The 20,993-nt window shown below is 63.4% G+C and carries 18 protein-coding genes and 1 tRNA gene; 7 read left to right on the forward strand and 12 right to left on the reverse strand.

What is annotated here, in order from left to right:
- Positions 1-27 precede the first annotated feature (27 nt).
- Both ACIGJE_RS15585 and ACIGJE_RS15590 read right to left on the reverse strand, forming a co-directional pair.
- Positions 28-1,479: a xylulokinase gene (locus ACIGJE_RS15585; protein WP_483677880.1), complete on the reverse strand. Its 1,452-nt coding sequence runs from the start codon at positions 1,477-1,479 to the stop codon at positions 28-30.
- A 73-nt stretch (positions 1,480-1,552) separates the two neighbouring features.
- Positions 1,553-2,671 carry a lactonase family protein gene (locus ACIGJE_RS15590; RefSeq protein WP_311938097.1) on the reverse strand — a complete coding sequence of 373 codons (1,119 nt, stop codon included), beginning with the start codon at positions 2,669-2,671 and terminating at the stop codon, positions 1,553-1,555.
- A 259-nt stretch (positions 2,672-2,930) separates the two neighbouring features.
- Between ACIGJE_RS15590 and ACIGJE_RS15595 the strand changes: the two genes are divergently transcribed.
- The 6 genes from ACIGJE_RS15595 (at position 2,931) to ACIGJE_RS15620 (ending at position 9,103) form a co-directional block, all read left to right on the forward strand.
- On the forward strand, positions 2,931-3,668 hold the full coding sequence (locus ACIGJE_RS15595) for an SDR family oxidoreductase (RefSeq protein WP_415085282.1): 738 nt from the start codon (positions 2,931-2,933) through the stop codon (positions 3,666-3,668).
- Positions 3,669-3,906: 238 nt separating this feature from the next.
- On the forward strand, positions 3,907-5,502 hold the full coding sequence (locus ACIGJE_RS15600; RefSeq protein ID WP_367622576.1) for a CYTH and CHAD domain-containing protein: 1,596 nt from the start codon (positions 3,907-3,909) through the stop codon (positions 5,500-5,502).
- 123 nt (positions 5,503-5,625) lie between these two features.
- A complete protein-coding gene (locus tag ACIGJE_RS15605) occupies positions 5,626-6,486 on the forward strand; it encodes a D-amino-acid transaminase (protein ID WP_483677883.1) in 861 nt (286 codons plus the stop codon).
- 229 nt (positions 6,487-6,715) lie between these two features.
- Positions 6,716-6,973, forward strand: a complete 258-nt coding sequence (gene hfq, locus ACIGJE_RS15610; protein ID WP_068290859.1) for an RNA chaperone Hfq — start codon at positions 6,716-6,718, stop codon at positions 6,971-6,973.
- Between the two features lie 50 nt (positions 6,974-7,023).
- Positions 7,024-8,385 (forward strand): GTPase HflX, encoded by a 1,362-nt coding sequence (gene hflX, locus ACIGJE_RS15615; protein ID WP_394309253.1) that lies wholly within the window; start codon positions 7,024-7,026, stop codon positions 8,383-8,385.
- A complete protein-coding gene (locus ACIGJE_RS15620) occupies positions 8,378-9,103 on the forward strand; it encodes a class I SAM-dependent methyltransferase (protein ID WP_483677886.1) in 726 nt (241 codons plus the stop codon). The genes hflX and ACIGJE_RS15620 overlap by 8 nt, the downstream gene beginning before the upstream one ends.
- 13 nt (positions 9,104-9,116) lie before the next feature.
- Here the strand turns inward: ACIGJE_RS15620 and ACIGJE_RS15625 are convergent, their stop codons facing one another.
- From ACIGJE_RS15625 to mazG, 9 genes are all read right to left on the reverse strand, one after another.
- Positions 9,117-9,635 (reverse strand): hypothetical protein, encoded by a 519-nt coding sequence (locus ACIGJE_RS15625; RefSeq protein ID WP_483677888.1) that lies wholly within the window; start codon positions 9,633-9,635, stop codon positions 9,117-9,119.
- Positions 9,636-9,793: 158 nt separating this feature from the next.
- Complete coding sequence (locus ACIGJE_RS15630) at positions 9,794-10,042, reverse strand: YMGG-like glycine zipper-containing protein (protein WP_105862915.1); 249 nt, start codon at positions 10,040-10,042, stop codon at positions 9,794-9,796.
- 290 nt (positions 10,043-10,332) lie between these two features.
- A complete protein-coding gene (locus ACIGJE_RS15635) occupies positions 10,333-12,336 on the reverse strand; it encodes an SGNH/GDSL hydrolase family protein (protein WP_483677890.1) in 2,004 nt (667 codons plus the stop codon).
- A gap of 82 nt (positions 12,337-12,418) precedes the next feature.
- Complete coding sequence (locus ACIGJE_RS15640) at positions 12,419-12,916, reverse strand: AAA family ATPase (protein ID WP_415085294.1); 498 nt, start codon at positions 12,914-12,916, stop codon at positions 12,419-12,421.
- A gap of 162 nt (positions 12,917-13,078) precedes the next feature.
- Positions 13,079-13,798 carry an MIP/aquaporin family protein gene (locus tag ACIGJE_RS15645; RefSeq protein WP_311938115.1) on the reverse strand — a complete coding sequence of 240 codons (720 nt, stop codon included), beginning with the start codon at positions 13,796-13,798 and terminating at the stop codon, positions 13,079-13,081.
- A 64-nt stretch (positions 13,799-13,862) separates the two neighbouring features.
- The gene (gene glpK / locus ACIGJE_RS15650) at positions 13,863-15,359 is read right to left on the reverse strand and encodes a glycerol kinase GlpK (protein ID WP_367622581.1); all 1,497 of its coding nucleotides are present in this window, start codon (positions 15,357-15,359) and stop codon (positions 13,863-13,865) included.
- 50 nt (positions 15,360-15,409) lie between these two features.
- Positions 15,410-16,939 (reverse strand): glycerol-3-phosphate dehydrogenase, encoded by a 1,530-nt coding sequence (gene glpD, locus ACIGJE_RS15655; protein ID WP_415085295.1) that lies wholly within the window; start codon positions 16,937-16,939, stop codon positions 15,410-15,412.
- 492 nt (positions 16,940-17,431) lie between these two features.
- Positions 17,432-18,235, reverse strand: a complete 804-nt coding sequence (locus ACIGJE_RS15660; protein WP_311938122.1) for a DeoR/GlpR family DNA-binding transcription regulator — start codon at positions 18,233-18,235, stop codon at positions 17,432-17,434.
- A gap of 142 nt (positions 18,236-18,377) precedes the next feature.
- A complete protein-coding gene (gene mazG / locus ACIGJE_RS15665; RefSeq protein ID WP_367623414.1) occupies positions 18,378-19,190 on the reverse strand; it encodes a nucleoside triphosphate pyrophosphohydrolase in 813 nt (270 codons plus the stop codon).
- A gap of 311 nt (positions 19,191-19,501) precedes the next feature.
- Between mazG and ACIGJE_RS15670 the strand changes: the two genes are divergently transcribed.
- A tRNA-Ser gene (locus ACIGJE_RS15670) sits at positions 19,502-19,592 on the forward strand.
- A gap of 307 nt (positions 19,593-19,899) precedes the next feature.
- On the opposite strand, the gene ACIGJE_RS15675 is transcribed toward ACIGJE_RS15670, so the two are convergent.
- On the reverse strand, positions 19,900-20,442 hold the full coding sequence (locus ACIGJE_RS15675; RefSeq protein WP_367622584.1) for a hypothetical protein: 543 nt from the start codon (positions 20,440-20,442) through the stop codon (positions 19,900-19,902).
- Between the last annotated feature and the right edge of the window lie 551 nt (positions 20,443-20,993).

Below are 20,993 nucleotides of genomic sequence, written 5' to 3' on the forward strand. Positions count from 1 at the left end.
GATCTCCCGGGCAGTTTCTTTGCGTTGCTATGGCATAGTCCGCGGCAGTTCGCGCGCGAAATCCGATGCGGCACGATAGCTGTGATAGCGCCGTTCCGCGGCTTCCGCGCGAGAAGGATGAGGCTCGACCGTGACACTGCCCGTCAATTGCTGCACCGGCTCGAAGCCAAGCCTGGGGGCGAGCATGCGATAAATGCCGAGCGCCGGCATCTCCTGGCTGGCAGCCGGCGCAATCACGGGCCGGTTCAGCACTTCGGCGAGGAAGCGTTGCTGCAACGGGCTGCGGGCGCCACCGCCGATCACCGTCAACGGCTGGCGCGGCAGGCCGGCGGCTTCCAGATTGTGGCGGATGGCAAAGGCGATACCTTCGAGCACGGCCCGGCACAGAGCACCCGGCCCGTGACCGCGATCAAGGCCGAGGAAAGCACCGCGAACCGCGCGATCCTCGAAGGGCGAACGCTCGCCGAAGAGATAAGGCAGGAACAGCGGATGGGAGGCGGCGCCACCAGCCGAGGCGTGATCGAGCAGCGTCTCCACCGGCAGGGATGTGATCTCGCTCAGCCAATCGAGCGCCGCGCCCGCGCACAGGAAGGGCGTGATGACGATCGCGCGGCTGCCCTCGACGGGGTCGGCCAGAGTATAGCTGTCGCGCGGCGGGCGGGCATCGGCAATATCCATGGTGCCGGCGACCCAGCCGGTCGTGCCGATATAGGCATAGGCCGTGTTGGGTGCATCGGCGAAGGCACCCCAGGTTGCGGCCGCGCCATCGCCGGCGCCATTGTAGACTGGGATGTCACGTGGCAGGCCGAGGGCGACGGCGCTTTCAGCGGCAAGCGGGCCGACGATTGCGTCTGCAGCCAGGATTTTCGGCATTTGCGCGGCTTTGACGCCGGCTGCCGCCAGCAGGGTTTCATCCCAGGCGCCGCAGACGATGTTGTAGAGCCCGGTCGTCGTCGCAGTGGTGGGATCGATGACGCTACGCCCGGTGAGACGCTTGATCACGGCATCCTTGGCCCCGAAGAGAAAACCGGTGACGGCGTCGAGCGGCGAGCCTGGAAGGAAGCGCTCGAGCCGCATCAGCTTGAGGATAGGATGGGCAGGATCAAGATGATTGCCGGTGCGCTGGCCGTAATCTCCGGGAAGCCGGTCGCGCAGGGCCGCCACTTCATGCTGGTCGAGCCGGCGATCGGAATAGAGTATCGCCGGGCCAATGGGCTCGCCCGTCGGGGAAAGGGCGATGAGGTTCTGCATCGAACCGGCCAGGCCGATCGCACAGACATCGGACCGGAAAGGCAGCTCGCTCACCGCCGCCTGAGCGGCGGTCCACCATTGGCGCGCATCCTGCTCGACGGACCCGTCCGAGAGGGTCTGCGTGGTCAGAGGCCGTGTCGCCGAGGCCACGGCCGTGCCGGTGCGGTCGTACAGTACCGCCTTGAGCGCGGTGGAGCCCACATCGAGAATGAGAAGCTTGTCGCCCACGTCTTGCTTCCAGGGGCTGCGGAGGCATCGCAAAGGGCGATGCGCTCCGTAATGCCGGCTTTTGGGAAATGCCTCAGGCTTCGTCGATCTGGAGGAAGGCCACGCAGGTCGGCGTGCCGGTCTGGATCTCGGTGCCGGTCGGGGTCAACTCGCCACTCTCCTTGTTGACGGCGAAGACGACGAGCTTGTCGCTGTTCTGGCTGGCCGCCACCAGGAAATTGCCCGAAGGGTCGATGGCGAAATGGCGGGGAAACTGCCCGCCGCAGGGTACGTTGTGCTCCAGCACCATGCCGCCTTCGCTGTCGAGGGCGATGACGCCGATCGTGTCGTGGCCGCGATTGCCGACATAGAGATAGGCGCCATCGGCCGAAATCGCGATTTCCGAGCAGAAGCTGCCCGATCCGGCTGATTCGGGCAGTGCCGAAATCGTGCTGACCAAGGTGAGCTTGGCCTGGTCCGCCTCGAAGGCGAAGGAGGATACGGTGGAGTCGAGCTCGTTGGCGACATAGAGCAGATTGCCGCGCGGATGGAAGACGAAATGGCGCGGACCGGCCCCGGCTGGGACGGAGGCGGCTCCGGCGCGGGTGATCGCACCGGTCTGGGCATCGAAGCGATAGACCACCAGCAGGTCGAGCCCGAGATCGGCAACCACGATATAGCGGTTATCGGGCGTGACGCGGACGCAATGGGGGTGAGGGCGCTCTTGGCGCTCCGGATCCGGTCCCGTGCCGGCATGGGTGGCGTCGCTGACGGCTGCTTTCAGCCCGCCATCCTCGCGGATCGGCAACACCGCGATGGCCTTGTTGGGCAGTTCGCCTTCCGCGGTCAGGCTGTAATTGGCGACGAGCAGGAAATTGGCGTTGCGGTCATGGCTGTTAAAGGCGGCGATGCTGCCCAGGGTCGGCTGTTTGTTGATATAGCTCAGCGTGCCGTCCGCGGGGTCGATGGCATAGGCCGAAACCGTGCCCTCGTTCCAGCCGAACACCTCGCTGTTGACATGCAGCACCTTGCGTTTGGCGTCGACGCCGATCCAGGTTGGGTTGTCGATACCCTCGATCAGTCCGACAGGTGTGATGGCACCGGTTGCCTGGTCGAAGGAGAAAGCGGAAATGCCCTTGGCGTTGTGGGTTGGGTAATATGGCGTTGGGCGCGTGGGGCCGCCGACATAAAGAAAAGTGCGCTGTCCGGACATAATCCCGCCTTGTCAGACTCAGAAACTCGATGCGGCGCCGACCATATGGGACAGGGATGGCCCGGGCAACCGGGCCCGGTCAGATTATACTCCCAAGGCGATGCGCGACGATTTGCGACGACCTTCGATTTGAATAATTCATACAAATGCAGCTATCAATCGGGAAGGGGCGCCGGTCCATTCAGGCAGGCGCGTCCCCAAGCAAAGCCGAGCACATGCAAAAGAGCCGGTTCGCCGGCGATCGACGACGGAGAGTGAAATGTCGCTACCCCTACAGGGCAAGACAGCCCTTGTCACCGCGGCCGCCCAGGGGATCGGCCGCGCCTCGGCGATAGCGCTGGCCCGCGCCGGCGCACAGGTGGTGGCCACCGACATTGCCGAAGACAAGCTGGCCGATCTCGCCGGGGTTGAAGGCATCGCCGTCGAACGGATGGACGTGCTGTCACCGGAGGCGATCGCCGCCTTTGCCGAACGTCATGGACCCCAGGCCGACATTCTCTTCAACTGCGCCGGCGTCGTCCACGCCGGCACCATTCTCGATTGCACGGAGAAGGACTGGAATTTCGCTTTCGATCTCAACGTCACCGCGATGTTCCGCATGATCAAGGCCTTCCTGCCGCATATGCTGCAGCGCGGCGACGGCAGCATCATCAACATGTCTTCGGTGGCTTCGTCGGTGAAGGGAATCCCCAACCGTTTTGCCTACCAGGCCTCGAAGTCCGCAGTGGTCGGCATCACCAAATCGGTGGCGGCGGACTATGTGAGCAAGGGCATACGCTGCAACGCCATCGCCCCCGGGACAGTCGAAAGCCCCTCCCTGCGCGAAAGGCTGGAGGCAACCGGCGACTATGAGGCGGCGCGTGCCGCTTTCGTCGCGCGCCAGCCGATCGGCCGAATCGGTCAGCCCGAGGAGATTGCCGATCTCGTCGTCTACCTCGCCGGTGCTACCTATACGACGGGACAGATCCACATCATCGACGGCGGCTGGACCGGTTGACGGGCGGGGCCTGGTACCCCGTCGAATGCGAACGGCAGCCCCCGCATTGCAGGCTCTGGTCATTCACATCGCTGGCGCGGGAAATGATTTGAACCACATTTGTCCACGGTGATGCGTGTTTCAGGGCTTGCCGGGCGGTAGTATGTGACAATTTGATCTGCCATAGCTCCACTTCGTCATCAAATCGTCATCAAAACGGGTGCGTCGGTCCGGTGACGACATTGCTCGGAGTAAAGACGTGGAAACAGGCAGTAGACCCGCACCGGCAGTGCCCGCACCGACCTTGCCGGCCCCGGCTGCCAATCGGGAAATCGAACTCAAGCTGCTGGCCCCCGCCGACAGCTTCGATTCTCTCGCTGCGGTTCCCGTCATTGCCCAGCATGCCCGCAATCGCGGCGTCTTTCGCAATTTCGAGAACGCCTATTACGATACGCCCGATCGCCAGCTCTATCGCAACAAGATCGCCCTCAGGGTACGCAAGAGCGGCAAGAGCTTTATCCAGACGCTCAAACGCCCGGCCGACGGCACCAATCCCCTGGCGCGCCATGAATGGGAAGTGCCCGTACCGAGCCTGGAGCCGGATCTGGCCCTCTTGCCGCCCGAAGCCCTGGAGATCGGCATGGACGGCGTCGGCAACGGCGTGCTCGAGGCCGTCTTCGTCACCAAGTTCCGCCGGCGTATCCAGGCGCTCGACCTGCCGGCCGCCAAACTGGAACTTGCCTTCGATCAGGGTGAGATTCGGGCCGGTGAGCGCCGCGAGGCCATCAGCGAGCTCGAACTGGAGCTCAAGGGCGGAGACGCGGGTGCCCTCTATGACGTCGCCCTGGCCCTGCTCGATGTCGCGCCCCTTCGCGTAGGTACGCTGGCCAAGGCCGATCGTGGCTATAAGCTCGCCTATGATCCGCCGGCCGAGGGCGTGCGGGCTGCCAAGGGCAGCATCGGCGCCGCCGACAATGTCGACGAGATCGTCGCTAAGCTGCTCGGTGACTGCCAGCGCCACATGGTCGCCAATCAGGCCGTGGTGGAGGAGGGCAGGACGCCGGAAGGTGTGCACCAGATGCGGGTGGCGTTGCGGCGCATGCGCACCGCCATTTCGATTCTCCAACGCCAGATCGGCTCACCGACGCTCGCGCTGCTGGCGGTGGAGGCCAAGTGGCTGGCGTCGACGCTCGGGCCCGTGCGCAATTGGGACGTGCTGGTGGTGGATACCATTCCCGGCATCGAGACACATTGCCCCGACGAGAAGGCCTTTGCGGCGATGCGGGCTCATGTCGAGCCGAGGCGGCTGCATGGCTATCAGCATCTGCGCGAACTGTTCGCCGGTGCCCGCTACAACCGTTTCCTGCTGACGCTCGGGCGCACCGTCGAAAGGCGCGTCTGGCGCAATGATATCGCCAGCGGCTCGCTTGGCATCCTGGCGGAGACCGCCGAGCAATTCGCTCGCCAGGCGCTGGAACGGCTGCATCGCCGTGCCCTGAAAGGGGGAAAGCATTTCAGGCGGCTTGAGCCGGTGGCTCAGCATGAGTTGCGGCTCGTGCTCAAGAAGCTGCGTTACGGTGCCGAGTTCTTCCGGGGCGTCTTTGACACCAAGGAAGAGGCGCAGCGTTATCTTGCCCGGCTGGCTGATCTCCAGGAAGGGCTCGGTCTGGCCAATGATGCGGCGACGACGGGCGGTCTGCTGGCCGTGCTCACGGACGAAACGCAGGATGCCGCCCTGCATCGTGGCGCCGGCCTGGTCACCGGCTGGCAGGCTCGCGACAAGGAAGTCGCTGCCGGTTCGCTGCACAAGCTCTGGAAGCGTTTTGCCCAGGGCGCGCCCTTCTGGCTGGCGTGACGGCTGATCGCGGGTTGTCACTGGCCTCAATCTGCGGCACACCGTCTGGGTTGCCAAATCTTGGCCGAGTCTTGGCGGCAGCCCTTGCCGCCCAATCCCGGTCGAAGCTTGCCTGAGGCCATCATGAGCCGCACCGCCTATGTGAACGGGGTCTATGTGCCGCTGCGCGACGCCTGCGTGCATGTCGAGGATCGTGGCTTCCAGTTTGCCGACGGGGTCTATGAGGTCTGCGAGGTTTTCGGCGGCCGGCTCATCGACGAGACCCGGCATCTTGCCCGGCTCAAGCGGTCCCTCTCGGAGCTGGGCATCGGCATGCCTGTCGGGGAGGGGGCGCTCAAGGTGATCCTGCGCGAGACCGTCCGGCGCAACCGTGTCCGCGATGGCTTGGTCTATCTCCAGGTCACGCGCGGAGCGGCCAGACGCGATTTCGTGTTTCCGGCAGCTGATACGCCGCCTACTTTGGTGGTGACCGCCCGCTCCGTCGACCGCAGCAAGGCCGAGGCGGGTGCTACCAACGGCATTTCGGTAATCAGCCTGCCGGATAATCGCTGGGAACGGGTCGACATCAAGTCCACGGGCCTTTTGCCCAATGCGCTGGCACGGCAAAGGGCCAAGGAGCGCGGCGCCAAGGAGGCCTGGTTCGTCGACAAGGACGGCTATGTCACCGAGGGGGCGGCCAGCAATGCCTGGATCATCACCCGCGAAAATACGCTGCTGACCCGCCCGGCCGAGAGCGGCATTCTGCGGGGCGTGACCCGAACCACGCTGTTGGACCTCGCCCGGCGCGATAATCTGCTGATCAGCGAACGGTCCTTCACGCTGGCGGAAGCCAAGGCCGCGAAGGAAGCCTTCGTGACCGCGGCGACGGCATTGATCATGCCAGTCGTGCGTATTGACGATACGGTGATCGGTGACGGTAAGCCGGGGGCTCTCACCACGCGTTTGCGCGCACGGTTCCATGAGGTGGCCGAGCGTTCACTTTAGTTTATGGTATACCATTGTTGCTTGACAGATGATGGCTTGGGGCCCATCTGCGATCATTCCGACAGATTGGGCGGAATGACGCGTGGCGATTGCAAACTTTTGCTTGCGCGACGCAGCATCCCCGTCGACTATGTAGGATGATTGCATGAAAGGCAGGCGCGTCAGCGTTGGCTGATTTTGCTTGTGAATGTCCGCGGACCAACCGCGGTCAAGGAGTTTCGGGGGTATTATGGCGGCGGAGCGCACCCAAAATCTACAGGACACGTTTCTCAACAATGTCCGCAAGAACAAGATCCCGCTCACGATCTTCCTGGTGAATGGTGTGAAGTTGCAAGGCGTTGTGACCTGGTTTGACAATTTTTGCGTGCTTTTGCGCCGCGACGGTCATTCCCAGCTGGTCTACAAGCACGCGATTTCGACGATCATGCCGGGCCATCCCGTCCAACTCTTCGAAGGCGGTGAGATCGAGGGCGCGGACAAGCTTTGATTCTTGCCGTACCGGCGGTGGCGGGGGCAACCCCGCCCGAAAGTTGACGTTTGACAGCAAATACTCTCAAGGATCCGGCGCACCGCATCGATGCGCATGAGCTGGAAGTTGCTTCCGGCACAAGAACTTATGTCGTCGCCCCGGTGCTGTCGCGCCGGAGCGAGAACGACTTGGTGCGATCACCCGAAGCCAAGCTCGAAGAGGCCGTCGGCCTTGCTGGCGCCATCGATCTGAATGTGGTCGGTGCCGTCGTGGTCGCGCTCGGCGAAATCAGGCCCTCGACCTATATCGGCAAAGGCAAGGTCGAGGAGATCAAGGCGGTCGTCGAGGCTGAGGATATCACCCTCGTGCTGATGGATTGCGCCCTGTCGCCCGTGCAACAGCGCAATCTGGAAAAGGCCTGGGGCGCCAAGGTGATCGACCGCACCGGCCTCATCCTCGAAATCTTCGGCCGGCGCGCGCGCACCAAGGAAGGTACGCTGCAGGTCGAGCTCGCCCATCTCAACTATCAGAAGGGTCGCCTGGTCCGATCCTGGACCCATCTCGAACGCCAGCGCGGCGGCGGCGGCTTCCTCGGCGGTCCGGGTGAAACCCAGATCGAATCCGACAGGCGCCTGCTGCAGGATCGCATCGTGAAGCTGGAGCGCGAGCTCGAGCAGGTGAAACGCACCCGTTCCCTGCATCGCATCAGCCGGCGCAAGGTGCCTTATCCGATCGTGGCGCTCGTCGGCTATACCAATGCCGGCAAGTCGACCCTGTTCAACCGGCTGACCCGCGCCGAGGTGCTGGCCGAGGACATGCTGTTCGCCACGCTGGATCCGACGCTACGGGCACTCAAGCTGCCGCATGGCACCAAGGCGATCCTGTCCGATACGGTGGGGTTCATCTCCGAATTGCCGACCATGCTGGTGGCGGCCTTCCGCGCTACGCTGGAAGAGGTGTTGGAGGCGGATGTCATCCTGCATGTGCGCGACATCTCCCATGGCGACACCGAAGCCCAGGCGGGCGACGTGCGCTCCATCCTGCACAGCCTCGGCATCGAGGAGGGGACGAGGCAGACGGTGATCGAGGTCTGGAACAAGGTCGATCTCCTCGAAGAGCCGGGGCGCGAGGCGTTGCTGACGGCCTCCCGGCGCGAAGGCGGGAATCGGCCCGTGGTGGTCTCGGCCGTGACCGGGGAAGGGCTGCCGGCACTGCTCGACCGGGTCGAGGCGGTGGTTGCCGCCGGACGGCTGACACTCGCCATCGACATCCCTCCCGCGGATGGCGCAGGCCTTGCCTGGCTGCATGCCAACACCGACGTGCTGGCCCGCGAGACCGACGAGGATGGCGTCACCCATGTCTCCGTGCGCGTGGCCCCGGAACGCGCCGACCAGGTCAGGCGGCGGTTCGGGATCGCAGCCGTTGAATGAGCTGAGTGCGCATTACACCGATCCGCGCCTGGCGGATCTCTACGACATGCAGAACCCGTGGGGACCGGACAGCGACTTCTACCTCGCCTTGGCAGGCAGACCGGCGCTCGCCATCCTCGATATCGGATGCGGAACCGGGATGATGGCGACAGCCTTTGCCCGGCAGGGGCATGCAGTCACCGCTGTCGACCCGGCCGCAGCCATGCTGGACGTGGCACGGTCGCGTCCGCAGGGGCAACTGGTGCGGTGGGTTCACGGACTGGTGGGAGAGGTCCAGGGAAGTTTCGACCTCGCCGTGATGACCGGGCACGCGTTCCAGGTTTTGCTCGACGACGAGACCACGCTGGCCTTCCTGCGGGCCGTGAAACAAAGGCTGTCGCCGGGCGGGCGCTTCGCGTTCGAGACGCGCAATCCCGACGCGCGGATCTGGGAAGAATGGGCGAAGCCGCTGGTGGGGAGTTCCGTGGCGGGGGCCACCGAAACGGCGCATGTCGATATCGAGAAACAGGGCGAGCTGGTATCTTTTCGTTCCATCTATCGCTTCGAGGATGGAACGGAGGTCTCCAGCCGCAGCACCTTGCGCTTCGCGTCCCAGGCGACGATTTCTGCCCTTGCCGAGAAGGCCGGATTTTCTCGCCAGATCTGGTACGGCGATTGGGATCGTCAGCCCGTAGAGGCGGGTAGCCGGGAGCTCATCCTGGTTGCGGGTTTTGCCTAGTCCGAACCTGCCTTCAACACGGGCCAGGCCGCAATGTCTGCGGACCGGTGATAGTGCAATGGCAATCGGATCCATCCCAATGCACACTGTGCGACACCCATGAGGGACGCCGCCCGCAGGCATCGACCGGCGGCGAGCAGGAAGGGCAGACGAAGGCCCCCGAGTTGTTCATGGTGATGTCACCCGCCCCGTCTGCAGGCGTGGCGGTGATACCGAAATCTCCGGTGCGATAGAGAAAGACCTTCATCTGCCCACGGCCGTCCAGTCCCTTCCAGCCATAGATTGCCCGGGGTGTTTCCAGATCGGTTTCGACGGCAAGAAGCTTGCCGCCGGAGCCGGCCGCCTTCTGCAGGCTGGCGAAGTCACGGATTTCTCGCAAGGTGGTGATCCAGCCCCTCGTCATGGCGACCTTCGCTTCGGGCTGTCCGGGATCGCGAGGGGGCCACGGCGCCAGCTCCGACGAGAGCGCCGGTAGAGCCAGGCAGATCGTCAGAATGATGGCTCCCGCCGAACCCGTGACCGGTCTCGACATCGAAGGCCCTCCACACACGGCGTGCGACGACAGCACGACTATGGCGCTTGGCGGTGTCGAGCGTCAAATGGAGAGGCGAACTGGTGCCAGTCGGCGTTGCCCTGGCTGTCCGCCTGGCGCAACGGACCCTGCTTCCTTGGGGCTTGGAGCGCTGGGCTTCAGAACCAACTGGTTCGGGCGGGCTCCGGCGTCGTGACGAGACCGACGACAGCGCCCGTGGTTGCTCCGATGGCACCACCGACCAGCGCGCCGGTGGTCGGCTGGCGAGCGACGAGACTGCCGACGATGGCGCCGCTGGTGCCGCCGATCAGGGCGCCGTTGAAGGCTCGCCCGGCCGGGCTCGAACTGCAGGAGGCCGTGCTGACGGCAAGGCCGGTGATCAGGATCAGACCCGGAAGTCTCTTCATGGTTGAGCATCCTTACGCTACGCTACGATGAATGGCTCATTTACTGAAAATTAACTTTTGGTCTTGAATCGGACGGAAGCAAGGCCCAGTCAGACAAGATTTGGCCCAATATATTAATTGCGATTCGCTCTGATAGTGTTCAAGGTCGTTTTACTGGCTGAAATGACGTCGATAGAGGGGAAAACGAGCGTTTTTCCTGATCTTCGGGGAGATCACCAGGCGGCCGGTATTCTCGCGACATGGTTAATCTTGGGGCCCGTTCGAGATTGCCCTTTCGGCACGGGCGGTCGCTACGGCGCCGGGGCGGTGGGTGCGGGCAATCCCAGCTTCTGGCGCAGAGCCTTCAGTACCCCGTCCCCCATGGCCGCCTGACCAAGCGCATTGGGATGGAAGGAGCCGCTGAGGGTGGCGGCCAGCACCGGCTGGGCGCGACCGTTCATGTGCGGATCGCCGCCACTGCCCGCCAGTGTACGCATGCTATTGGCGGCGAGAAAGGCATCGTTCGGTGTGACAAACCAGCGTTGCCGCGGGCGATAGGCCTGCCAGGCCGGCGGCGAAAACGGCGTCCAGCGTTGTCCGGTTGGATTGCTGATCGGAAAGCGAAGCCCGTCCGGGGCATTGCTGCCGTCCGCCATGCCAGGCTGGCACAAGGCGTGGCCCTTGAAGGCTGCAGCGAAGTCGCTGACCACCTGCCATCCGACCAGGGTTGGGATCTTGGCATTGAGACCGTCGACGAAGGTGACCGATTCCGGGCCCGTGGTCGGCTTGCTGATCCGGAAGATCTCGTGAAGATCCATTCCGGCCGTTCCGGCTTCGCCGCTGGGGGCATGCGGACAGGTGCCGCTACCCGTGTGCAGCATTTGCGGGTAGCCGGTCTGGATGACCTGGGAGGCCGTCAGGCCCAGGAGCCGTTCGAAGGCCTGGGCCAGGGCGCGATAGCGCTCGGCCAGCGAACTCTCCGCTGCCGTGGCATCCTGAAAGGTGATGGGACCAGCCCCCTTGATCCAAAGCCTTTCGGCGGTTCGTCGAAGCGACAGGAAATTGCTGCTGGCGGCCAGGGCCTCGCCGGCTATGACCCGGGAAAAGCCGATATCGTTCCCGCCGATGCTGAGCAGGAGGATGTCGGGTTTGCGCTTGAAGGCAGCGCAGCGCTTGAGATCTATGTCCCAGGAAAAATGCGCCGGCGGCGAGAAGCGATTATAGCCCGTGAGGGGCAGGGGACAGAGGTCACGCAAGGCCCGCATGACCTGCGGCGAGGCATCGTACTGCCCGGCTTTGCCCGGCCTGTCCTTGGGGACGTCGTCGCGGGCGACCCAGTAGCCGAGCAGGCCCTCGAAGACTTCGGCGCCGGTGCAGCCATAGCCCAGATAGGTCACGCTCGCATGTGGCGCTTCCAGTGCGAGCGCCAGGGCCGCCTTGAGCTGGTGCGAATAGAGCGAGCGATGGCATTGCTGGTTGATCCACAGGGCACCGATCCCGAAGCTCTTGTCGAAATTGTGCTTGTAGCGGAGGGGGTAGAGGCGCAGCCTGCCACGCCATCCCGATTCACCCGGCAGATGCGACGATTCCTGGAAATTGTTGACGTCGGTGCCGAGCACCGCGGCCTTGTCGGGGTTCCCCTCGCCGGAGGCGAAGGAATCACCCATGCCGAGGATGGTGATCGGTCGGATCGTCTGGTCCGGCGCTTCGGCCAGGGCCGAGCCGTCGGCCTTGACGGCCAGGGTGAAGGCGGTGCCGATGGGGATGTCGGTCAGGCGTATCTGCGCAGTGTCGCAAGCTGCCGTAGCGGCCACCGAGCCATTGACCAGCCATTGGCACTGGCGACCCGCAGGGGCTTCGGTGATGCTTGCGAGGATGTCGCTCTTGCGGGCGCCGACATAGTCCTCGCCATTGGCCAGCTTGCAGCCCCAATGCCCGCGATTGGTGGCGCTGAAGCAAGTGCTGCGGGCAAGGGCCGAGGCCCAGCCGAAACGCCAGATCGTCGCGGGATCGCCGAAAGCCTTGCCGAGTTGCCTGGCATCGGCGCGCTTTTCCAGTTCGACCTCGAGCGCCATCACGGGCTGGTTCTGGCGATCGGCCAAGGGCAGGCCGGCATAGAGGCCGGCGAGGGCACGGAAATGGTCCTCATTGCGAAACAGGGGAAAGCGATTGGCAACTTCCCACTGGATGGCCGGTGCGGCTTCGGCCGCTCCTGCAGCCATTGCAAGGCCGAAAACGACGGCGCACAGGCTTGCTCGGCTCCCGGCATGCCGCGCGCCTGATCGCTCCGTCCTGACAACGCCCATACGTGACATGGCAGCCCCCCGCATGCGATCGTTTCTCCACGGTACGGGGATGGGCGTGATGGCGCCGTTATCGCGGATGGCAGCACAGACGTCAGCGAGATCCGATAAACCGAAATAGCGCGTCGACGGTTGCTTGCACCGATTGACGGGTGTCGATCTCGAAATCGGCCGAACGGCGCAGGAGCGGCTCGACCGCCATGATCAGTTCGGCGACCTTGCGACGCTCTTCCTCGGCATGGCCATAGCCCCAACCCGTTCGGGCGGCGAGCCGCGCCATGATGGTGGGAAGGGGAGCCGAGAGCAGGACGATGGCATCGATCAAGGGAAAGACCTCAGCCATATTCTCGGCACAGCCGCTGACGAAGAAAGGCCCGGGGGGTGATCGCGACAGCAGGCCCTCGACCTTGTCGAGTTGCCAGACCCAGTCCTCGCCCTGGCCGGGTGTCAGGTTATCTCCCGGGGCGGCCGGAACCCAATGCGACCATTCCGGCGTATCGAGGTCATGGGCTTGGTGGCCACGGGCGAGCAATTCGCGGATCACGGACGTCTTGCCGGTTCCGGACATGCCGGTGATCAGGATGCGTTTCATCGCTGTCTTGCTCCGAAAACAATCCGACGGGCCGGCTCATGACCATTGGTATAACTGTCACGTCGGGCTCGACGCGACAACGGCGGTAACAGCAATAAAAATGGCCGGACGAGCCGGCCATTTTCAAGAGTGGGGCATCTTGGTCTCTTGCGGGCATGCCCGTTACATCATGCCCGTCGCCTTCGCCAGCATGAGGGCGACGATGCCGCCGATCACCGGGCCGACGACCGGCACCCAGGAATAGCCCCAGTCCGAACCGCCCTTGCCGGCGATCGGCAGCACGGCGTGAGCAATGCGCGGGCCGAGGTCACGGGCAGGATTGATGGCATAGCCGGTGGGACCACCGAGCGAGACGCCGATGCCCCAGACCACCATGCCGACGATGAAAGGCGCGAGATAGCCCGGCGTCGCCACGCCCTTCGAACCGATGGCGGCGACGACGAAGAGCAGGGCGAAGCCGCCGATGATTTCCGTCACCAGATTGGCGCCGTAGTTGCGGATGGCGGGGCCGGTGCAGAACACCGCGAGCTTGAGGCCCTGGTCTTCGGTCTCACCCCAGTGCAGCAGATGCGCGAGCCACACCAGGATGGCTCCGATGAAGGCGCCGATGAACTGGGCCGCGATGAACGGGACGACATTGCTCCAATCGCCGGTCGCGGTCGCGAAGGCCAGGGTCACCGCCGGATTGAGATGACCCGGGGCACCCGCCGCGACGGCGACGAGCACGCCGCAGAGCACCGCGAAAGCCCAGCCGGCGGTGATGACGATCCAGCCCGAATTCTGGCCCTTGTTCTTGGCCAGCAATACGTTGGCCACGACACCGTCCCCGAACAGGATGAGCGTGGCCGTGCCCATCAGCTCACCAACAAACCCAACTGCCATGTTTTTCTTCCCTGTGTTGTGGGGCCGTCACCCCCCGGGTGCGGCCCTGCTTGGTTCGTGATGGTCAGACGGCCCAGTCGAGCGAGCGGCTGACGGCCTTGTTCCAGGCGCTGAAGAGCTTGCTGCGCTGCTCTTCCTTCATCATCGGGTGCCAGCGCTTGTCGACGCCCCAGTTTTCCGAGATGTCCTTGGTGGAGTTCCAGTACCCCGTCGCCAGGCCGGCCGCGTAGGCCGAGCCGAGGGCGGTCGTCTCGATGACCTTGGGGCGCACCACGGGAACGTTGAGGATGTCGGACTGGAACTGCATCAGCAGCTCGTTGACGACCATGCCGCCGTCGGTCCGCAATTCCTTGATCTGCACGCCCGAATCCTTGGTCATGGCATCGAGCACTTCGCGGGTCTGATAGGCGGTCGCCTCCAGGGCGGCACGCGCGATATGGCCCTTGTTGGCGAAGCGCGTCAGGCCGGCGATCACGCCGCGGGCGCTTTCCTTCCAGTGCGGCGCGTAGAGGCCGGAGAAGGCCGGCACGAAATAGACGTCGCCATTGTCCTTCACGGTATTGGCGAGGGCCTCGATCTCCGGCGCGGTCTTCACCAGATTGAGGTTGTCGCGCAGCCATTGCACCAGCGCACCGGCGATGGCGATCGAGCCTTCCAGGGCGTAGATGGGCTTGTTGTCGCCGAGCTTGTAGCCGAGCGTGGTCAGCAGGCCGGCCGTGGAGTGGAAGGGCTTGTCGCCGGTGTTCATCAGCATGAAGCAACCGGTGCCGTAGGTGTTCTTGGCTTCGCCCGGCTGCAGGCAGGCCTGGCCGAACAGGGCTGCCTGCTGGTCGCCGAGAATGCCGGCCACCGGAACGTCAGCCAGCACGCCCGTGCAGGTGCCATAGACTTCGCTGGAAGAGCGGATCTGCGGCAGGCAGGCGCGCGGAATATCGAACAGGTTGAGAATGTCGGCATCCCAGTCCAGCGTCTCCAGGTCCATCATCTGGGTACGCGAGGCGTTGGTGACGTCGGTCAGGTGCAGGCCGCCCTTGGTGCCGCCGGTCAGGTTCCACACCAGCCAGGTGTCGAGATTGCCGAAGAGAAGGTCACCGGCCTCGGCCGCCTTCTGGGCGCCGGGAACGTTGTCGAGCAGCCAGCGCAGCTTCAGGCCGGAGAAATAGGTGGCAAGCGGCAGGCCGGTCTTGGCGCGCAGGCGATCCTGGCCGCCCTCCTTGGCGAATTTGGCCACGAGCTTGTCGGTACGGGTGTCCATCCAGACCAGAGCGTTGTGCACGGCTGCGCCGGTCTTGCGGTTCCACAGGACTGCCGTCTCGCGCTGGTTGGTGATGCCCACGGAGACCAGGTTGGCCGTGGTCAGTCCCTTCTTCTTCAGGGCACCGGCGATCACGCTCTGGGTGTTGCGCCAGATCTCGGCGGGATCATGCTCGACCCAGCCGGGCTTGGGATAGATCTGCTCGTGTTCCTTCTGGTCGACGGAGATGATTTCACCGCGCCGGTCGAAGATGATGAAGCGGGTACTGGTCGTGCCTTGGTCGATGGACCCGACATATTTGGTCATGCTTTCCTCCTCGATATGTTCTTGCAGTCCGGTTGGATCTGGGAACGAGTTCAGTGGGGAACGGGCGCCTTCTGCCTGGCGGCGAGATAGGCGGAGATGTCACCGGCCGCCTCGGGCGGCAGATGCAGGCCAAGCTTGGAGCGGCGCCAGAGGATGTCCTCGGCGGTCACGGCCCATTCCTGGTCGACGAGATAGTCGATCTCGGCAGCGGTGAGGCCCATGCCGAAATCCCGGCCGAGATCGGCCATGCCGTTGGCGCTGTCCAGGAACTTGAAGGCGCGCGTACCGTAAGCCTTGGCCAGGCGCCGGGCGAGGGCGGGGGACAGGAAGGGTTTGCGCGCCATCAGCGAGCGGATGAAGGCATCGAGATCGGCATTGGGCATGTCACCGCCCGGCAGGGGGGCATCGGCGGTCCAGGGCTTGCCCTTGGCACCCAAGGTCTTCTCGATATGCTCGAGGATCGATTCCGACAGGCGGCGATAGGTGGTGATCTTGCCGCCGAAGATGTTGATCAGCGGCGCGCCGTCGATCAACTCTTCCTTGATGACATAGTCGCGGGTGGCTGCCTGGGCGGCGGTGGCGTGATCGTCATAGAGAGGCCGCACGCCGGAATAGGTCCAGACGATGTCGGCTGGCTTGATTTCCTTGGCGAAATACTCGCTTGCCGCCTTGCACAGATACTCCGTCTCGCCGGACGTGATCGCGACCTTGGCCGGATCATCCTTGTAGTCCTGGTCGGTCGTGCCGATCAGGGTGAATTCATCTTCATAGGGAATGGCGAAGATGATGCGCCCGTCCGGGTTCTGGAAGATGTAGCAGCGGTCGTGGTCGAAGAGCTTGGGCACGATGATGTGGCTGCCCTGGACCAGGCGCACCTGGTTCGGCTCCTTGTGCGCGACGACATCCGCCAGCACGGTGTCGACCCAGGGACCGGCGGCGTTGACGAGGAGACGGGCCGTGACCTCGTTTTCCGTGCCATTGATCTGGTCCCGCAGCCGGATGTGCCACAGGCCGGCGTCGCGGCGCGCCGAGACGACCTTGCAGCGAGTGCGGACGATGGCGCCGCGGTCGGCGGCATCGCGGGCATTGAGGGCCACGAAGCGGGCATCGTTCACCCAGCAGTCGGAATATTCGAAAGCTTTCGAGAAGATCGGCTTCAGCGATTTGCCGGCTTCGTCGCGCCGCAGATCGAGCGTCCGGGTGGGCGGCAACTTCTTGCGGCCGCCGATATAATCGTAGAGGAACAGGCCGATCCGCAGCATCCAGGCTGGCCGCAGGCCCTTGAAATAGGGCAGCACGAAACGCAGCGGGTGGACGAGATGGGGTGCGTTGTGCCAGACGATCTCACGTTCGGTGAGGGCTTCCCGCACCAGGCGGAACTCGTAATATTCGAGATAGCGCAGGCCGCCATGGATCAGCTTGGTAGCCTTGGACGACGTGCCGCTGGCCAGATCGTTCATCTCGGCCAGATACACAGAATAGCCACGACCAACGGCGTCCCTGGCAATGCCGCATCCATTGACGCCCCCGCCGATCACGAAGACGTCGAAAATCTCATTTGCGGAAGCCTGTTGATTCATGGGGTGTCACTCCGCGGCAGGGCAGTGGCGGGGACGGCGGTCGAGCATGGCGAGGTGGCGTGGACCATGGCGTTCCGTCTCCCTGTATTTCGATCCTTCATTGATGAAGGCGCTTGTTTCGGCGGCAATGTTGTCGCGCTTTCTTGTTTTCGCAACAGAAAGTTTTTTCTTTCGTTTTCATAGAAACGAACATTTTTGGTCGAGGTTGATTTATTCAGAAACGACATTGCAGGCACCCAGGTTGCGCTGCAACATGAATGAACCAGTCGTCGGTTCGTCGAAAACACTGGGGTTATTTGGTGGTTTTATAAATCGCGGTACCATGGTAACGCGATTTTGCGGGGCGGCGAGAAAGATGAGCCGAGCATAGATGTAGAATGTCGCTTGCGCTTCAATGCGTCATTTTCGGAATGCAGGGATTCGAAAATGACGTGGCGGCGAATTTTAGGTGACAAACAGTGTCACAATTCTCGTCGAGGCGGTGTTGCGCAATCAGAGGTTGGCGATGTGAAGCTCCGTGCCGCTGCTCGCCAGCAATTCGGCAAGTGCCTGAGGGGGAGTCTGGTCGACGAAGACGGCGCTCACTTCGGTGATCGACGCCATGCGCAGCAGGGGTCTGCGCTGGAACTTGGTGTGGTCGGTGACGAGATAGGTCTTGCGGGCGTTGCGCAGGATGGTCTGGGCGGCGCGAATCTCGTCATAGTCGAAATCGAGCAGTGTGCCGTCGCTGTCGATGCCGCTGATGCCGATGATGCCGATATCGACTCGGAACTGGCTGATCATGTCCACGCAGGCCGGGCCGAGCACGCCGCCATCCCGGTTGCGCACGGAGCCGCCGGTGATGGTGATCTCGAAATCGGTGTGCCGCGAGAGAATCGTCGCCACGTTGAGATTGTTGGTGATCACCCGCAGATCCTGATGGTGGATCAACGCGGCGGCCACGGCCTCCGTGGTGGTGCCGATATTCATGAAGATGGAAGCGTGATCGGGGACGTGACGCGCCACCAGCTTGGCGATCTGCTCCTTTTCCGCCTGGTTCATGATCTGGCGAGCGCTGTAGTCGATATTGGCGACGCTCGAAGGCAGGCCGCCGCCGCCGCGATAGCGGGCCAGCCGTCCTTCGCCGCTCAGATCGTTGAGATCACGCCGGATGGTCTGGACGGTAACGCCGAATCGACTGGCCAGCATTTCGACGCCGACGAAGCCGTGCTGACGCACCAGATTGACGATGGCCTCGCGCCGTTCCTCCACGCTGAGGGCGGCGGATGCATCGGCAGGGGGGAGGCTGGACGACATGGCGGATCACGCGGGACGAGGAATGCGGGTGCGTCCGGGGTTGTCGCACGGAATGCCGCGCACGGCCAGCGAGGCTGTGCGACGGCTGGAAGTGCCATCGAACTCGCTGGGAAAGCGATGCTCACGGGAGAAGGAGAGGGGGTTACAGCCCGGCTCGCTTGGCCTCGTTCCACAAGCCATCCATCTCGTCCAGGCTCGACTGGGCCGGTGTCGTGCCCTTCTCGCTCAAGCGGGCTTCGATGAAGTGAAAGCGCCTCTCGAACTTGGCATTGGCACCACGCAGGGCGCCTTCCGCATCGACATGGGCATGGCGGGCGATGTTGGCGACGGCGAAAAGCAGATCGCCGATTTCCGCCGTCAGTGCGTCCTTGTCGGCCCCTTCATCGAGTGCGGCTTCGATCTCGTCCGCTTCTTCGCGTACCTTGGCAAGCACCATGCGGATGTCGTTCCAGTCGAAGCCCACCTTGCCCGCTTTCTCTTGAAGCTTGACGGCTCGCGTCAGCGCCGGCATGGCGGCAGGCACGCCTTCGAGGGCGCTTTCCGGGCCGGCTGGGGGATGACGGCGGGCGCGTTCGGCTTTTTCCTGCGCCTTGATCTCAGCCCAGAGTTTCTTCACCTCAGCCGGCGGCAGGTTCCTGGCCTCGCCGAAGACATGCGGGTGGCGGCGGATCAGCTTGGTGGTGATCGCCTCGACGACACTGCCGAAATCGAACAGACCTTCTTCGCGCGCCATCTGGGCATGAAAAACCACCTGCAGCAGGAGGTCGCCGAGCTCGTCGGTGAGATCGGCCATGTCGCCACGCTGGATGGCATCGGCCACCTCATAGGCCTCTTCGATCGTATAGGGGGCGATGCTGGCAAAATCCTGCTCGAGGTCCCAGGGGCAGCCGGTGCGGGGAGTTCTCAAGGCCGCCATGATCTCGAGCAGGCGCTCGATATCTCGGCTGGGCGTGATCGCGGAGCTGGGAATGGCGGCTTGGGACTTGGCAGTGCTGTTCATGCTGTCTCTCCTTGACGCTTCCTAGAACAAACTGCGTGTCAGTGGAAATGCTGGCTCGTCCCAGGCGCTTCATCGAGCCGATTTGCAATCTCGCGAACTCGCCCATCGCAAGATCGCCTGCGACATCCAAGGTCGGCTTGTTCTCCCGCCATGCCCTGCCGTGCGGGACGCTGGGCCGCGTCCGTGACGGTGTCCGTCACAAAGCTTGGGGGTGGTTGCGATTTTACCTTGATTGCCAGACCGGGATTGTCTATCCGGGTGGCAATGGAGACGTGGCCGAGAGGCTGAAGGCACTCGTTTGCTAAATGAGCATACCCCACAAGGGTATCCAGGGTTCGAATCCCTGCGTCTCCGCCACTTCCCTCATCGACGTCGATATTGCGCCATCTTCCCGGATGGGTTGAATGGGCGGCCCGCATTGTGGAAGGCTGCCTCTGGCGGGCAAGAACGGAAGATCCCGGCATTCATGTCTGTATTGGCCTGGCAACCGGCCTTTGTTTCAGAAGCCCCTCAGACTGCCTTGCGCGACAGCCCAATTTGCCTGCTTGTCATCGCTGCGGTTTTTCTTTGGGTAGCCCGATCGGGTGTTTGAATGGCGCCCGACCGGGCTGGAGCCAGCGACCGATGGTGAATTGGCACGCTGACTTATCCAGTGCGGCGTGTGCTACGCCGCACTGGAAATATCCTTGGCCAGGCCGGATGCGCCGCCGCTATATCCGGAAATTGCCGTGGCCAACGTCGGACTGGTCGCGGCCAGTTTGGCGTTTATAGCTTCGATCACAGCCGGAGTGAGAGGCTTGTTGGTCGCTGCCGCAAGGGCTGCCGCCAGTTGAGCGAGGGTCGGAGCCGTCGTGCCCTGCTGGGGAGAAAGATAGCCCTCCAGCAAGCCGCCATAGGCCACGACCTTCCCGATAGCCGACTTCGGCGACGCATGCTTGAGAGCAGATGGCGAAGCATGAAGAAAGCCGTTCAACTTACCAAGCTGGCTTGCCGAAAGGTCTGATGTGCTTCCCTGGTCGCTGTCTCCAGCAGAGGCGCTGGAGGAATGAGCCGAACCATTCCCATTACCGTGGCCACCGCCATTGCCACCACCGTCACCACCTCCCTTGCCATTGTTGGCGAGAACGGGAGTCGCGAACAGGGAAACCCCAAGGAGGGCGGCGGACAGGGCCTTTGTCAGGGTTGAGGTATTGCGAATGAAGCGCATGTGGTTCTCCATGGCGCCCCCCAATTCCTCCCTCGAAGTCAGGTGCTATCACTTCTTGTTCAGATTGTGGCATTTGCCGCCCACTCAACCGAAGGTATATGGTGCCCAAGGTACCTCGGGTCCCGGAGGGGCGAGGGCGCCACTGTCCGTGCGGTGCAATATCACGTTCGAATTATGCCGAACCTCCACAATTCACCTTGCGGTGCAATAAGGTGCCGCAGGCAACCACCTTGGCCCGGCGTCCGACAGCGTCGGGTTTTCTTTGGCCGACGAAAAGGATTCGCTTCACCGGGAACAAGGTTGGGCTCGGTGAGATCGCCTTTGGTTCGTGGGACCTAGACAGCCTGCCGGAGCAGCGAGCGCCGCTGAATTGGCACGCTGGCTTGACCGGATCGGCTTGATGAGGGGGAGGTAAAATAGGAGGCCCGGCTTAGGGCTGGGGGGCTGTCTGATTAAAGACCCGGGCCTCCAGCTTCCATTTCCAAAGAAGCCCTTGGATCGTAGAGACCGGCTCGGTTCCCAACAATCCATACCTTGGTATGGGGGCGCCA

The sequence above is a fragment of the Labrys sp. E2SS-1L genome (assembly GCF_057073705.1).

What these genes read in the sequence shown, in the direction of transcription:
- glpK (WP_367622581.1), bottom strand. Translation starts at nt 15,359, where the DNA reads ATGACCAAATATGTCGGGTCCATCGACCAAGGCACGACCAGTACCCGC.
- ACIGJE_RS15625 (WP_483677888.1), bottom strand. Translation starts at nt 9,635, where the DNA reads ATGTCGAGACCGGTCACGGGTTCGGCGGGAGCCATCATTCTGACGATC.
- ACIGJE_RS15635 (WP_483677890.1), bottom strand. Translation starts at nt 12,336, where the DNA reads ATGTCACGTATGGGCGTTGTCAGGACGGAGCGATCAGGCGCGCGGCAT.
- hfq (WP_068290859.1), top strand. Translation starts at nt 6,716, where the DNA reads ATGGCGGCGGAGCGCACCCAAAATCTACAGGACACGTTTCTCAACAAT.
- ACIGJE_RS15605 (WP_483677883.1), top strand. Translation starts at nt 5,626, where the DNA reads ATGAGCCGCACCGCCTATGTGAACGGGGTCTATGTGCCGCTGCGCGAC.
- ACIGJE_RS15640 (WP_415085294.1), bottom strand. Translation starts at nt 12,916, where the DNA reads ATGAAACGCATCCTGATCACCGGCATGTCCGGAACCGGCAAGACGTCC.
- ACIGJE_RS15645 (WP_311938115.1), bottom strand. Translation starts at nt 13,798, where the DNA reads ATGGCAGTTGGGTTTGTTGGTGAGCTGATGGGCACGGCCACGCTCATC.
- glpD (WP_415085295.1), bottom strand. Translation starts at nt 16,939, where the DNA reads ATGAATCAACAGGCTTCCGCAAATGAGATTTTCGACGTCTTCGTGATC.
- ACIGJE_RS15595 (WP_415085282.1), top strand. Translation starts at nt 2,931, where the DNA reads ATGTCGCTACCCCTACAGGGCAAGACAGCCCTTGTCACCGCGGCCGCC.
- ACIGJE_RS15660 (WP_311938122.1), bottom strand. Translation starts at nt 18,235, where the DNA reads ATGTCGTCCAGCCTCCCCCCTGCCGATGCATCCGCCGCCCTCAGCGTG.
- ACIGJE_RS15590 (WP_311938097.1), bottom strand. Translation starts at nt 2,671, where the DNA reads ATGTCCGGACAGCGCACTTTTCTTTATGTCGGCGGCCCCACGCGCCCA.
- ACIGJE_RS15675 (WP_367622584.1), bottom strand. Translation starts at nt 20,442, where the DNA reads ATGCGCTTCATTCGCAATACCTCAACCCTGACAAAGGCCCTGTCCGCC.
- ACIGJE_RS15630 (WP_105862915.1), bottom strand. Translation starts at nt 10,042, where the DNA reads ATGAAGAGACTTCCGGGTCTGATCCTGATCACCGGCCTTGCCGTCAGC.